This window comes from Streptococcus suis YS161 (assembly GCF_002760245.1).
Lineage (GTDB): Bacteria > Bacillota > Bacilli > Lactobacillales > Streptococcaceae > Streptococcus > Streptococcus suis_I.
The window spans coordinates 1-11,715 of the sequence record NZ_ASCA01000026.1 but is presented as its reverse complement, the minus strand read 5'-3'; the positions used below and the strand labels follow the sequence as shown (position 1 = coordinate 11,715).

The window sequence follows — 11,715 nt, the reverse complement described above, 5'->3', positions numbered from 1 at the left end:
GATTGTTTTTTTATTCTAGTGTACAGGTAAATCCACGAATTCTCAACTGGGGGTCTTTACATATTGTCTATAATATGAACATTCCACGCTATGTGACGGCTCTTGATGAAGAAATTCCTCACGATGTGGATGCTCATTTATACGGCGGTATTCCAAAGAGAAATATTCAGTCCTTGAGAGTGCTCAATCAAACTGTCAAAGAGGTCATGGAGCAAGCCTTTAGTGAGAATCGTCCTGGCTATTTGACCTTGAACCAGACTATTGAAGAATTTTCAGGAGCCGTCTTGTCTAGTCCAGTCGTTCGGCAAGAATATACTCAAGTCCAGTCGACGATTGCAGACTTCATTGAGGAATATTGGACAAAATTGCACCGTTTACATACGGATACCAATACGAGACAATTAAAAGAAGCTATGTTGGCAGACATCAAGGAACGCTTGTCACAATTTGACCAAGTTGATATCTATGAAGGCTATCAAATTATCGCAGAAATTTGGACCAAGACCCTGACACATGATGCAGAGCTGATTGAGCAATTAGGCTTTTATGAGGCGGGTCGTACCCGTGAGCCGAATATGGTCAGCAAGGGGAAAAATAAGGAAAAGGTTCAAGATGGTTGGAATGGTGTGATTATTCCGAACAGTCTGATTGCCAGTGAGTGCTATGGTGAGGAGCTTGCCTATATTGAAAGCTTGAAAAATCGGATCTCGGAAATTGACAGTGAAGTCAGCGAATTGGTTGAAAATGCCAAGGTGGAAGATAGCGAGGAGTACAATGCTCTCTTTGATGTCCTGAAAAAGAATGACGATGGGGAAGCACAGGATAGTTTTGAAGGTAAATTGGTCAAGGCTGCCTTGAAAGAGGCGACAAAAGGCTCAGTAGAATTTGGTTTCTTGAAGCAAGTAGATGATCTAGCCAAGGAGAAGTCGGCAGTAGCCAAGGAAATCAAGACCAAGGAACAGGAACTCAAGGAATTGGTGTCCAACCGCATCCAAGTCTTGACAGATAAGGAAGTTGATCAGCTACTCTATAAAAAATGGTTTGGTCAGGTGACGGACAAGGCACTGGAACTGGTTGAATTGCCATTAAAGGCTGAAATTGCTATTGTCGAAGAACTCCATAATCGCTATGCTGAAACCTTGGATGATATGGATGCAGAAATTGCCCTGCTTGAAACAGAATTTGAAAATCTGATGAAAGAACTGGTGGTGTTATCATGATGAATGAGAAAGAAATGTTCTTATACAAAGCGTCCAAGAACAAAAAGAGAAAATCATCAGCAACCCTTTTCGGTCATTTTCCGAAAAGGGAAGAAAAATCGAAAGAAGTTGGGGGAATGTAGAAATGCCGAACAAAGACAGAAATATCCCCAAACGCCGCTTCAAAGCGTTCGAAAATGCAGATGCTTGGGAACTGCGGAAGTTGGTAAATGAAGTATTGTTTATTGGTACAGGTAAGAGCAAGTTTTCAGCTTTAGAATTTGGAGAGTTTGAAATTTTAGGATCTACTTCTGTTATTGGATACGATAATTCGTATGACTATGAGGGGGATTTTATATTGACTGCTCGTGTTGGTACGAATGCTGGAGAGCTTTACAGACATTCTGGAAAAGTAAAAATAAGTGATAATACAGTATTTATTCAAGGAGATTTACTTGATTTCATTTTCTATATTCTACAACATTTTGATATTAAGAAACTATCATTCGGAACAGGTCAGCCGCTTGTGAAAGCAAGCGAATTAAAAGGATTAAAGATAATTATGCCTGTTTCTGTAAAAGAAAGAAATCATGTCGGCACTTTCTTCTCCACCCTAGACCAACAAATCACCCTTCATCAGCGTAAGTCGATTTGATGTCTAGCTTAGGCCAGATAGGTAACGCATGACTAAATCTGTATCTTGATTTTCAAGTTCCGAGATGACATGCATATAGACTTTTTGAGTTGTTGTCATGGAAGAGTGCCCCAACCGCCTTGACACGCTAGCTATTGAAACGCCAGCATACATCAAAAGAGATGCATGGGTATGTCTAAGACCATGGATAGAAATGACAGGAACACCCACATTTTTACAATGTCTCTCCAACCACTTATTTGGTGTAGAGTTGCAGACAGGTCCATTGACAAAAATAGGTTTGTCCTGAGGTAGGTCTTTAATCAATTGTTGAAATTGCATACTTAACTGCCAGTCAATCTGCACTTTTCTCACGGAAGATTTATTTTTGGTCGGCAAAAAACCACCATTTCCCTTGTAATTCCAAGTCTTTGTCACAGATACATTTTGCTGGACAAAGTTGAAATCAGCTGGTGTCAGACCTAGAGCCTCCGAAAATCGTAAACCTGTTTTCGCAATAAGCAAAATCAACCAATCCCAATTGATACAGCATTCCAAGTTCAAATCAGACAGAACATTATGCAGTTCAAACTGATTGAGGTATTTCATCTTTTTAATTCTAGGAGCCTTGCCCTTAAAAATCACCTTTCGGGTGGGGTCCCGATCGATGTAGCCCTCGTCAACAGCATCCAAGACCGCTCCCTTGAGCTGATGATGAAAGTCAATAACCGTCTGACGTTCGTGGGTCAAAGCATAGTCGTTCAAAATTTGCTGATAGGTTGTCCTGTCCAACTGATGTAATACCAAGTCAGGCACAATTTTTTTTAAATGATAATGATTATTGCGATACTTTTCGAGAGTAATTGGGCGAACAGCTCCCTCTTTAAACAGTCTTGTCCATTCTTTAAAATATTCATGAAGTAGGGTTTCTCGTGTAATTTTATTCATTGTATTAATCCCTTCTACGACTTACGCTGATGAAGGGTGATGTGTTGGTCTAGGGTGGAGAAGAAAGTGCCGATGGCTTCTTGTTCGGGGAGGGAGGTTGGGACATCAATAGAAATTTGAGATAAATCTTTAGAGTTTATTGCAGGATAACTAGTCCCTGTACATCTATCAAGTACTTCCTTAACAAATCCATCATCTTGTATTTTTATCATTAAGTATCGGTCATCAATCTTAGGTCTTAACTGAGCATAACCAGTTGAAAAAACATAGTTATCATCTGACAAATCGAATAAATAGTTATTTTTTTGATACGGTCTAACTGTCTGATAAAAAATATCTCCTGGTAATGCTAATCTTTGTGCTCTAGATGGTGCACTTTCTGCTCTCACTGTTCTATGCGAAATCAAACTAGTCCCTACTACCGACTCTAAATCGACATATTCAAATTTTTCTGGAATTTGTGATTTTGGGTTTATCTCCGCCACTTCCCCCAACTTCCGCAGTTCCCAAGCGTGATGATTTTTATACGCTCAGAGTTGAGTAATAGAATTAAATTTTGGGTTTTCAAAGCAGAATTTTCATCCATTTTCAGAAAAAATCTATCAATTGCCTTGGTAAATCTTGATTTTCTAGAATCAGCCTTCGGGCTGATTTTTTTGTAGGGATTTATGATATACTAGAATAGAATTGAGGTGAGCCTATGGCGCAAAAGAGAGAAGAACGCTTAATTGAGTTATATGAAAAAGGTGTCTTGACCAAGGAAGAGGCGCGTGCCTGTTTCAAGGAAATGAATCAGGAGCCTGACTTTCTTTTCGTGGAAGAAAAAGTAAAATTGAATTTTACCTTGCCAAGTTTTAAGGTCTTTGCTTCCTCCAAATTGAAACAATCCTATAGTTTTGAAGGGATTGAATCACTCTTTTTAAAATTATCTGAGGGACGTCTAACTTTGGCTAAGTCTAAAAATAATCAGATTAGTGTGGAGATTTGCTACAATCAAGATGCACCAGAAGATAAGCTTCCTCGTCTTTATGTTGAAAAAAAGGGGCTTTATTTTCACAGTAGCTTGGCCTGTCGTTTGACAATCAACTTGCCTCAGGAATGGATGTCGGTGCTGGATTTGGAACTTGGTCAGGCAGATGCTCGCTTGGATTACTTACCATTTGAAGATATTTCTATCCGCAGTTCAAGGGATAAAAAACAACAGGATATTCGCTTGACGACTTGCGGTGGTTATCCCCAACACTTGTATGTGCAACTAGCTCAGGCTCCTTTGACTTTACACACTGGCAAAGGCCAGGGAATTCGGGGGCAGATTGAGTCGCAATCCGGTCATGTCTTGGTTAACCGGAAAAAGAAAAATAGTCCCTATCAGTTTGAAAAATCTGGCAATGATTTACTTTTCTTGAAGGTACAAACAGGTCAAGGGGGCTTTTACGTGAAAGGAATAAAAGATGTCAATTGAATTGTATAAAGTAAGGCAGGGGAAGATAGTATCTGGGGTTCTTGCCGGCATAGCGCATAAATTGGGCTGGGAATCCTGGGTAACACGCGCGATATTTATTGCAGGTCTCCTCTTAGGCAAATCCTTCCTCCTTCTGATTGCTCTCTATATTGCAGCAGCTTATTTTTTACCTTATAAGGAAGATAGGGACGCGGAACGCTATGGAACAGGTCCACGTAAGATAAAAGAAGCGGAAAAGATAAATAAGTCTTGGTTTGAATAATACAAAAAAACTTGAGTTTGAAGGCTCAAGTTTTTTGTATGCTTATACTCAATGAAAATCAAAAGTAGCCTAGGAAACGAAGTCGAAGATAGAACTCTGTTACTATCTTATTTCAAGGTAACAGGCTGAAAACCTCCACTGGAGCTTTTCACTCATCAAGGCAAGTTGACAACGGATAATTTTGATTTTCATTGAGTATTAGTTTGTGTGGCTTGCGATGATGTCCATTTGGCCTGTAAAAGTCCAGTCTGTCACATCGGCTGGTAAGATAAAGTGGCTTCCTTTTTGAAGTGGGTAGCTGGTTTCACCGACTTGGATGGCACCTTCCCCTTCAATGACACTGACAAGCAGGTAAGGAACTGTCTGTTCCATTTTGATTTCTTGTTGGATATTCCATTTATATACGGTAAAGAAGGGATTGGCAACCAGAAGTGTCGAGTCAAGATTGCCTGCTTTGAGGTGGGCAGGTGTTGAGTTAGCAACAGGTCCGATGGTCAAGACATCTATAGATTTTTCAATGTGTAGTTCACGGAGGTTGCCTGCATCGTCACGGCGGTCAAAGTCGTAGACACGGTAGGTTGTATCACTAGATTGTTGGGTTTCTAAAATCAGGATTCCCTTACCGATGGCGTGCATGGTGCCGCTTGGTACAAAGAAGAAATCACCCTTTTTGACAGGTACATGGGTCAACAGCTTGTCCCAATCTCCGGCTTCGATTTGCTGACGGAGTTCTTCTTTGGATTGGGCATTGTGACCATAAATGATCTCAGCTCCGTCTTCGGCTTCTAAAATGTACCAACATTCTGTCTTACCCAGTTCCCCTTCGTGAGCCAAGCCATAGCTATCATCGGGATGAACTTGGACGCTAAGCCAATCGTCTGCATCAAGGATTTTTGTTAATAATGGAAAGACATCATCTGTTGGATTACCAAATAAATGTTTTTCATTCTTATAGAGGTCATCCAGTCCTCTTCCTTTATATTGACCGTTTGAGACAGTTGTTACGCCGTTTGGGTGGGCAGAGATTGCCCAACATTCCCCAGTCTTTTCACTAGGAATGTCGTAGTGGTAGTTGGTCCTTAGGCGATTGCCCCCCCAAATTTTTTCGTGCATAACAGGTGTGAGAAACAAGGGTTCCATGATTTTCTCCTTAGTAGTAAGTATTGAGCTATATAAAGTATAACAGATTTGTTAAAAATATGTAGCGAAGGAAGAGAAGTGCATTTAATCTGTGGAAGTTTTGCTAATTTTGTGAGAAAAAGAGAGAAACACATTCTTTTTACCAAATCAGCCCCTTGTTTTTCCCACAACCCCTTGCTTATGGTATAATATAATAAAACTGAAAGTGAGGGAAGAAATGACCGTTTATGTGAAAGATTTGGTCGATAATCTGCGGATTGAATGTGCTTACAGTACGGAAGAGCTCCTGCAAAAGCAAATTACGACGGCAGATATTACCCGACCAGGATTGGAAATGACTGGCTATTTTGATTACTATGCTCCAGAGCGCATCCAGTTGATGGGGATGAAGGAGTGGTCTTATTTGATGGCCATGACTGCCCATAACCGCTATCAGGTTCTTTCTCAGATGTTCCAGCCAGAAACCCCTGTTGTCATAGTGGCACGTGGCTTGGAAATCCCTGAGGAGATGTACAAGGCTGCAAAAGAAAAACAAATTGCTATCTGCCGAAGCAAGACAGCAACCAGTCGTCTATCGGGAGAATTGTCTTCTTACTTGGATAGTCGCCTGGCTCAGCGGACGAGTGTACACGGTGTCTTGATGGATATTTACGGTATGGGAGTGCTTATCCAGGGCGATTCTGGTATCGGTAAGAGTGAGACTGGTCTTGAGTTGGTTAAACGAGGACACCGATTGGTGGCTGACGACCGTGTTGATGTCTATGCAAAAGACGATGTCACTCTCTGGGGTGAACCTGCGGAAATTCTGCGCCACTTATTAGAGATTCGAGGAGTCGGCATTATCGACATCATGAGTCTATACGGTGCTAGTGCCGTGAAAGATTCATCAGAAGTGCAATTAGCTGTCTATCTTGAAAATTTTGAAACAGGTAAGGTATTTGACCGTTTGGGAAACTCTGGCGATACTATCGAAGTAGCAGGAATTGCTATTCCACAAATACGTATTCCTGTAAAAACCGGTCGAAATATTTCTGTCGTAATTGAAGCAGCAGCCATGAACTACCGTGCCAAACAGATGGGGTTTGATGCAACGAAGATCTTCGAAGAACGCTTGTCTAATTTAATTGAACACAATAGAGAAGAGGCTTAATATGGATCCTATTGCGGTTAAATTAGGTCCCTTAGAAATTCGTTGGTATGCAATCTGCATTTTACTTGGTCTGATTCTAGGTGTTTATCTGGCGACAAAAGAGGGTCCGCGAAAGAAAATTCGTCAGGATGATATTTTAGATTTTATTCTAATCGCATTTCCGCTTTCTATCATAGGGGCACGGATTTACTACGTCGCCTTTTCATGGAGTGAATATAGGGATAACATTTTATCTATCTTCGCTATCTGGAACGGTGGTATTGCCATCTATGGTGGTTTGATTACAGGTGCGCTCGTCCTTTATTTCTTTACCCAGTATCGCTTTATTAATACCCTGGATTTTTTGGATATTGTAGCGCCATCGGTCATGATTGCTCAAGCAATTGGTCGTTGGGGAAATTTCTTTAACCAAGAGGCCTATGGTAAAGCAGTAGAAAGTTTGAACTACCTGCCAGCCTTTATCCGAGACCAGATGTATATTGATGGTGCCTACCGTCAACCAACCTTCTTGTTTGAGTCTCTCTGGAATTTGCTAGGCTTTGGCTTGGTTTGTGTGTTACGTAGACGGCCAAAATTCCTTAAACAGGGAGAAATTACAGCTTTCTACCTAGTCTGGTATGGTTGTGGTCGCCTTTTGATAGAAGGCTTGCGGACGGACAGCCTCATGTTCTTGGGAATACGTGTTTCACAATGGCTATCTGGGGTGTTAATCCTCGTTGGTATTATCATGGTTGTGTTGCGGAGAAGAAAGTCTTCTATTCCATTCTATCAACCCTAAAGGAGAAGATATGATTATTGAAATTTCTGTCTTGATTATTGCCTTGTCCATCGCGGCGGTGGCAGTATATATTGTTTTGTTGTTGAAAAAATTGGGTACGGTGACAGATGAAGCCCAGCAAACGCTTAAGGTCTTGACCAGCGATGTCAATGTGACTCTCTATCAGACCAACGAGCTTTTGGCTAAAACCAATGTCTTAGTCGAAGATGTAAATGGTAAGGTTTCGACCTTGGATCCCCTCTTCGTTGCGGTTGCGGACTTGTCCACTTCTGTATCTGATTTGAATGCTTCAGCGCGTGATTTGACAGTCAAAGCTAAGTCTGCTGGAGCAAGTACTGTAAAAGCCGGCGGAGCTCTTTCAGCTCTGTCAACTCTCTCATCTCTCTTAGGTAAGAAAGGAGAAAAAAATGGTAAAAAAATCTAGTAGCGTGTGGACTAGCCTTTTGTTAGGGGCAGCAGGAGGAGCTGCTGCAGCTGCCTTTCTAGCAAGTAAAACTGGTAAAACAGTCAAAGAAAAAGTTGTAAACTTTGCTAATGACTATAAAGAAAACCATGAAGAAATCAATGCTGATTTTGTCACTAAGGCACAAGATTTAGGCAAACAAGCGACTGAACGATTTACAGAAGTAAAAACTCAACTTGAAACTGGTGAATTGACAGTAGAAGATTTGGTCAAGTCTGGTAAGGAAAAATCCTTGGAAACCTTTGAGCAAATCAAGGAAAAAATTGCGGAACAAAACTTGTCAACGGCTGACATTTTGGAAGCTATCAAGGCAAAAACTGCTAAAGCTCCGACAGTGGATTTGACAGAAGAAGATATTGAGGATGCTGTAGTTGTGTCTGAAGATATTGAAATTGATATCGAAGATGTTCAAACTGAAGTGGTATCAGAAACCGTTTCAGAAGTAGCAAGCGAAACTGCCTCAGAAGCAGTTGAAGGATAAAATGAAACTAGCTTAGAATTTTCTAGGCTAGTTTTGTTGTGCTTTGTACCATTCTCCCCAGTCCCACATAGAATCAAGGATGGGTTTCAAGGAGTGCCCCAGTTCTGTCAGAGAATATTCTACACGGGGAGGGACTTCTGGATAGACCTTGCGTTTCACAATGCCTTTTGCTTCGAGGTCTCGCAGGTTGCTGGTCAGGACCTTCTGGCTAATGGAGCCAATGGAACGTTGTAATTCGCTAAAGCGTTTGGTGTCCTCCATCAGATCGCGTAGGATGAGAATGTTCCACTTGCTACTAATCAGTAATAAGGTTGTTTCAATAGGGCAAGCTGGCAAGTCTAATGGTAATTTTTTACTGGTCATAGCTTTCTCCAAAATGTTTTTCAAAAAATATAAGTCGGTTAGTACTTGAAAATATGCATTTCTTACCTTGAGGTAACTACCCTACTTTAAGGTGCATACTTTCCAAAAGATACTGTTAGTGTTAGTATAATGGCAGAGCTTAAAAAAAGCAAGGAAAGACTAGAGAAGGAGGACGAAGATGATAGAAGATAGAAAAATAAAGGAAGCTAAGAAATTAATCGCAGAAGCGGATGCAATTGTGATTGGAGCGGGTGCTGGTCTGTCCAGTGCTGCGGGCTTGACCTACTCAGGCCAACGATTTGAGGAACATTTTGCACCCTTTATCAAGGCATATGGGCTGACAGATATGTATTCCGCTGGATTTTATCCCTTTGCGACTGAGGAGAAGAAGTGGGGCTACTGGAGCCAACACCTCTACCTCAATCGCTATCAGACAGACAGCTTGCCACTCTATCAGGATTTGTATGAAGTAGTGGGAGATAAGAATTATTTTGTTATTACCACCAATGTAGATAGTCAGTTTGAAAAGGCGGGGTTTGACAAAGAGAAACTCTTTGAAGTTCAGGGCAATTACGGTGAGTTTCAATGCTCAGTGCCTTGTCATGATGGCGTTTATAATAATCAAGTTGCCTTGGAAATCCTGCTTGCCAATCGTCAGGGTTTGGAGGTTAGAAGTGAAGATATCCCCAAATGTCCTAAGTGTGGGGCAGACATGATGAGCCGCTTGAGAATTGACCACCGTTTTGTCGAAGATGCTAATTGGCACAGGCAAGAAAAGGCTTATCTGGATTTTTTGCAGGGGAATGCTGACAAGAACATTGTCTTTTTGGAACTGGGTGTGGGCTTCAACACGCCAACTATTATCAAATTCCCCTTTGAACGTTTGAATGAGGCTCTGCCAGCTGCTAGTCTGATTCGGCTTAATCTTGAAGACCCAGAACGTGAGGGCATTATCACCATTAACCAAGATATGCAGGAGGTTATCAGAGCATGGAAAGACTTGAAAAATTGATTGCTTATCTTGCACCTGACCTGGACCTGCCTCAGACTCAGGAAGAGCAGGAATGGGTCTTGCGAGCCTTGATGAACATTTGGGAGCCCAAGGTCATGCCGGCGGAGTTTTGGAGCCTGCAAGATGCCTATTTACAGGAAACATTAGCTCAGAAAAGGGTGACAGGCCTTTCCGACTTACAGGAGGTGGAGCCACAGATTTATCTCTGGCAGGGCGATATTACTAGCCTAGAAGTTGATGCGATTGTCAACGCGGCCAACAGTCAGCTCTTGGGGTGCTTTGTACCTCATCATCGTTGTATTGATAATGCGATTCATTCGCAGGCTGGGCTTCAACTGCGGTTGGCTTGCTACCAACTCATGAAGGCTCAGGGGCACTTGGAAGCAACAGGTCAGGCAAAAATAACGCCAGCCTACAATCTGCCAGCCAACTATGTCATTCATACGGTTGGGCCGATTATTCAGACGGAGGTCCGGCTTCAAGACGAGGAACTGCTTGCTTCCTCCTATCAAAAAAGCTTGGAATTGGCAGTGGAAAAGGGACTGACCAGTATCGCCTTTTGTTGCATCAGTACGGGTGAGTTTCATTTTCCACAAAAACGTGCTGCGGAGATTGCGGTCAGAACTGTTCGGAATTTTATCACAGAACATTCGGAAATCAATGTCATTTTCAATGTCTTCAAAGATGAGGATAGGGAAATTTATCAAGAATTACTGGGAGTTAGATAGTCAAAAATATTGACTATCTTTCTTTTTCTGTTATAATAGTAAAAAAGTTTGACTAATGAAAGGAAGTTCCTATGAAGGCTGTTGTCGTATCACAGGCTGGTGGGCCAGAGGTTTTGGAAGTAAAAGAAGTTGCCAAACCGCAGGTGAAAACAGGTTGGTCCTTGGTAAAGATTAAGGGATTTGGTATCAATCATTCGGAGATTTTTACTAGACAGGGTCTGTCACCAAGTGTAGTATTTCCACGGATTTTAGGGATTGAATTGGTTGGTGTCGTTAAGGAAACGACAGAGCCAGACAGGTTACCAGTCGGGCAAAAGGTTGTATCTATCATGGGCGAGCTGGGTCGAGCCTTTGACGGTGGCTATGCAGAGTACGCCCTGGTGCCTAATCAAATCCTCTACCCTGTCCAGACTGATTTGGGCTGGGCAGAACTAGCTAGCGTCCCTGAAACCTACTACACTGCCTACGGTTCCATGAAAAATCTCAAGCTGGAAGCGTCAGATCGGATCTTGGTGCGTGCGGGGGCTAGCGGGGTTGGACAGGCCTTTGTCAAATTGGTGCGGAGCCAGTTTCCAGACCTGCCTATCTATGCTTCTGTTCGCAAGATAGAAAAGACCGATCAACTGTTGACCTCTGGTTTCAGACAAGTCATCCTCGAAAAAGAGGGGCGTTTGCAGACAGACCTGACCTTCAGCAAGATTCTTGAGCTGGTTGGTCCTGCTACTCTAGCGGATTCCCTAGCTCATCTGGAGGAGGGCGGCATTGTCTGCTCGACAGGGCAGCTGGGTGGTAAGTGGTATCTGGAGGACTTTGACCCCATTGAGCAGTTGCGGCAGAATGTCTATTTGACTACTTTTTATTCGGGCAATGTCAATCAGGACAAGTTGCAGGAGATGTTTGACTACCTGGTTCATTATCAGGTGCCGGTTGGGCCTGAGAAGATTTTTAGTTTGGATACCATACAGGAGGCTCACCGCTATTTAGAGGGGGCGGAGGCTTTTGGCAAGGTGATTGTGCTCAATAGTCTAGTGGTAAAAAGTCAATAGAAAGTTGATTAATTTTTAGATGATTTTCTAGACAAAAGGGTGCACTAAA

At 42.2% G+C, this 11,715-nt stretch carries 14 protein-coding genes and 1 pseudogene; 11 read left to right on the top strand and 4 right to left on the bottom strand.

Annotation, left to right across the window (positions count from 1 at the left end):
* A pseudogene (locus tag SST111_RS03845) lies at positions 1-1,220 on the top strand (type I restriction-modification system subunit M); the annotation flags it as partial.
* A gap of 124 nt (positions 1,221-1,344) precedes the next feature.
* The gene (locus tag SST111_RS03840) at positions 1,345-1,854 is read left to right on the top strand and encodes a restriction endonuclease subunit S (RefSeq protein WP_099810082.1); all 510 of its coding nucleotides are present in this window, start codon (positions 1,345-1,347) and stop codon (positions 1,852-1,854) included.
* A gap of 3 nt (positions 1,855-1,857) precedes the next feature.
* Here the strand turns inward: SST111_RS03840 and SST111_RS03835 are convergent, their stop codons facing one another.
* Complete coding sequence (locus tag SST111_RS03835) at positions 1,858-2,781, bottom strand: site-specific integrase (RefSeq protein WP_099810081.1); 924 nt, start codon at positions 2,779-2,781, stop codon at positions 1,858-1,860.
* Positions 2,782-2,795: 14 nt separating this feature from the next.
* Complete coding sequence (locus tag SST111_RS03830; protein WP_257211378.1) at positions 2,796-3,266, bottom strand: restriction endonuclease subunit S; 471 nt, start codon at positions 3,264-3,266, stop codon at positions 2,796-2,798.
* Between the two features lie 215 nt (positions 3,267-3,481).
* On the opposite strand from SST111_RS03830, the gene SST111_RS03825 reads away from it, so the two are divergent.
* A complete protein-coding gene (locus SST111_RS03825; RefSeq protein ID WP_099810079.1) occupies positions 3,482-4,243 on the top strand; it encodes a hypothetical protein in 762 nt (253 codons plus the stop codon).
* The gene (locus tag SST111_RS03820) at positions 4,233-4,505 is read left to right on the top strand and encodes a PspC domain-containing protein (RefSeq protein ID WP_002936774.1); all 273 of its coding nucleotides are present in this window, start codon (positions 4,233-4,235) and stop codon (positions 4,503-4,505) included. Before SST111_RS03825 ends, SST111_RS03820 begins: the two co-directional genes overlap by 11 nt.
* A 198-nt stretch (positions 4,506-4,703) precedes the next feature.
* Here SST111_RS03820 and manA read toward each other — a convergent pair whose 3' ends face one another.
* Entirely contained in the window at positions 4,704-5,645 is a 942-nt protein-coding gene (gene manA, locus SST111_RS03815) for a mannose-6-phosphate isomerase, class I (protein ID WP_061746089.1), read from the bottom strand.
* A gap of 217 nt (positions 5,646-5,862) precedes the next feature.
* Here manA and hprK point away from each other — a divergent pair, with 217 nt between their 5' ends.
* The 4 genes from hprK to SST111_RS03795 are packed head-to-tail and all read left to right on the top strand — an operon-like array spanning position 5,863 to position 8,517.
* Entirely contained in the window at positions 5,863-6,795 is a 933-nt protein-coding gene (gene hprK, locus SST111_RS03810) for an HPr(Ser) kinase/phosphatase (protein ID WP_099810078.1), read from the top strand.
* Between the two features lies 1 nt (position 6,796).
* Complete coding sequence (gene lgt / locus SST111_RS03805; RefSeq protein ID WP_257211377.1) at positions 6,797-7,573, top strand: prolipoprotein diacylglyceryl transferase; 777 nt, start codon at positions 6,797-6,799, stop codon at positions 7,571-7,573.
* Between the two features lie 13 nt (positions 7,574-7,586).
* On the top strand, positions 7,587-7,997 hold the full coding sequence (locus SST111_RS03800; RefSeq protein ID WP_024376744.1) for a DUF948 domain-containing protein: 411 nt from the start codon (positions 7,587-7,589) through the stop codon (positions 7,995-7,997).
* Positions 7,981-8,517, top strand: coding sequence for a YtxH domain-containing protein (locus SST111_RS03795; protein ID WP_024396152.1), 537 nt, complete (start codon positions 7,981-7,983; stop codon positions 8,515-8,517). The genes SST111_RS03800 and SST111_RS03795 overlap by 17 nt, the downstream gene beginning before the upstream one ends.
* A gap of 27 nt (positions 8,518-8,544) precedes the next feature.
* Here SST111_RS03795 and SST111_RS03790 read toward each other — a convergent pair whose 3' ends face one another.
* Positions 8,545-8,880, bottom strand: a complete 336-nt coding sequence (locus SST111_RS03790; protein ID WP_099810076.1) for a winged helix-turn-helix transcriptional regulator — start codon at positions 8,878-8,880, stop codon at positions 8,545-8,547.
* A 178-nt stretch (positions 8,881-9,058) separates the two neighbouring features.
* On the opposite strand from SST111_RS03790, the gene SST111_RS03785 reads away from it, so the two are divergent.
* From SST111_RS03785 to SST111_RS03775, 3 genes are all read left to right on the top strand, one after another.
* Positions 9,059-9,892, top strand: a complete 834-nt coding sequence (locus SST111_RS03785) for an SIR2 family NAD-dependent protein deacylase (protein ID WP_099810075.1) — start codon at positions 9,059-9,061, stop codon at positions 9,890-9,892.
* Entirely contained in the window at positions 9,871-10,620 is a 750-nt protein-coding gene (locus SST111_RS03780) for a protein-ADP-ribose hydrolase (protein WP_099810074.1), read from the top strand. The genes SST111_RS03785 and SST111_RS03780 overlap by 22 nt, the downstream gene beginning before the upstream one ends.
* A gap of 71 nt (positions 10,621-10,691) precedes the next feature.
* Positions 10,692-11,666, top strand: coding sequence for a zinc-binding dehydrogenase (locus SST111_RS03775; RefSeq protein ID WP_099810073.1), 975 nt, complete (start codon positions 10,692-10,694; stop codon positions 11,664-11,666).
* Positions 11,667-11,715 lie beyond the last annotated feature (49 nt).

Coding starts and splice junctions, on each gene's coding strand:
- SST111_RS03775 (WP_099810073.1), top strand. CDS start 10,692: ATGAAGGCTGTTGTCGTATCACAGGCTGGTGGGCCAGAGGTTTTGGAA.
- SST111_RS03780 (WP_099810074.1), top strand. CDS start 9,871: ATGGAAAGACTTGAAAAATTGATTGCTTATCTTGCACCTGACCTGGAC.
- SST111_RS03790 (WP_099810076.1), bottom strand. CDS start 8,880: ATGACCAGTAAAAAATTACCATTAGACTTGCCAGCTTGCCCTATTGAA.
- SST111_RS03785 (WP_099810075.1), top strand. CDS start 9,059: ATGATAGAAGATAGAAAAATAAAGGAAGCTAAGAAATTAATCGCAGAA.
- SST111_RS03835 (WP_099810081.1), bottom strand. CDS start 2,781: ATGAATAAAATTACACGAGAAACCCTACTTCATGAATATTTTAAAGAA.
- lgt (WP_257211377.1), top strand. CDS start 6,797: ATGGATCCTATTGCGGTTAAATTAGGTCCCTTAGAAATTCGTTGGTAT.
- hprK (WP_099810078.1), top strand. CDS start 5,863: ATGACCGTTTATGTGAAAGATTTGGTCGATAATCTGCGGATTGAATGT.
- SST111_RS03795 (WP_024396152.1), top strand. CDS start 7,981: ATGGTAAAAAAATCTAGTAGCGTGTGGACTAGCCTTTTGTTAGGGGCA.
- SST111_RS03820 (WP_002936774.1), top strand. CDS start 4,233: ATGTCAATTGAATTGTATAAAGTAAGGCAGGGGAAGATAGTATCTGGG.
- SST111_RS03840 (WP_099810082.1), top strand. CDS start 1,345: ATGCCGAACAAAGACAGAAATATCCCCAAACGCCGCTTCAAAGCGTTC.
- SST111_RS03825 (WP_099810079.1), top strand. CDS start 3,482: ATGGCGCAAAAGAGAGAAGAACGCTTAATTGAGTTATATGAAAAAGGT.
- manA (WP_061746089.1), bottom strand. CDS start 5,645: ATGGAACCCTTGTTTCTCACACCTGTTATGCACGAAAAAATTTGGGGG.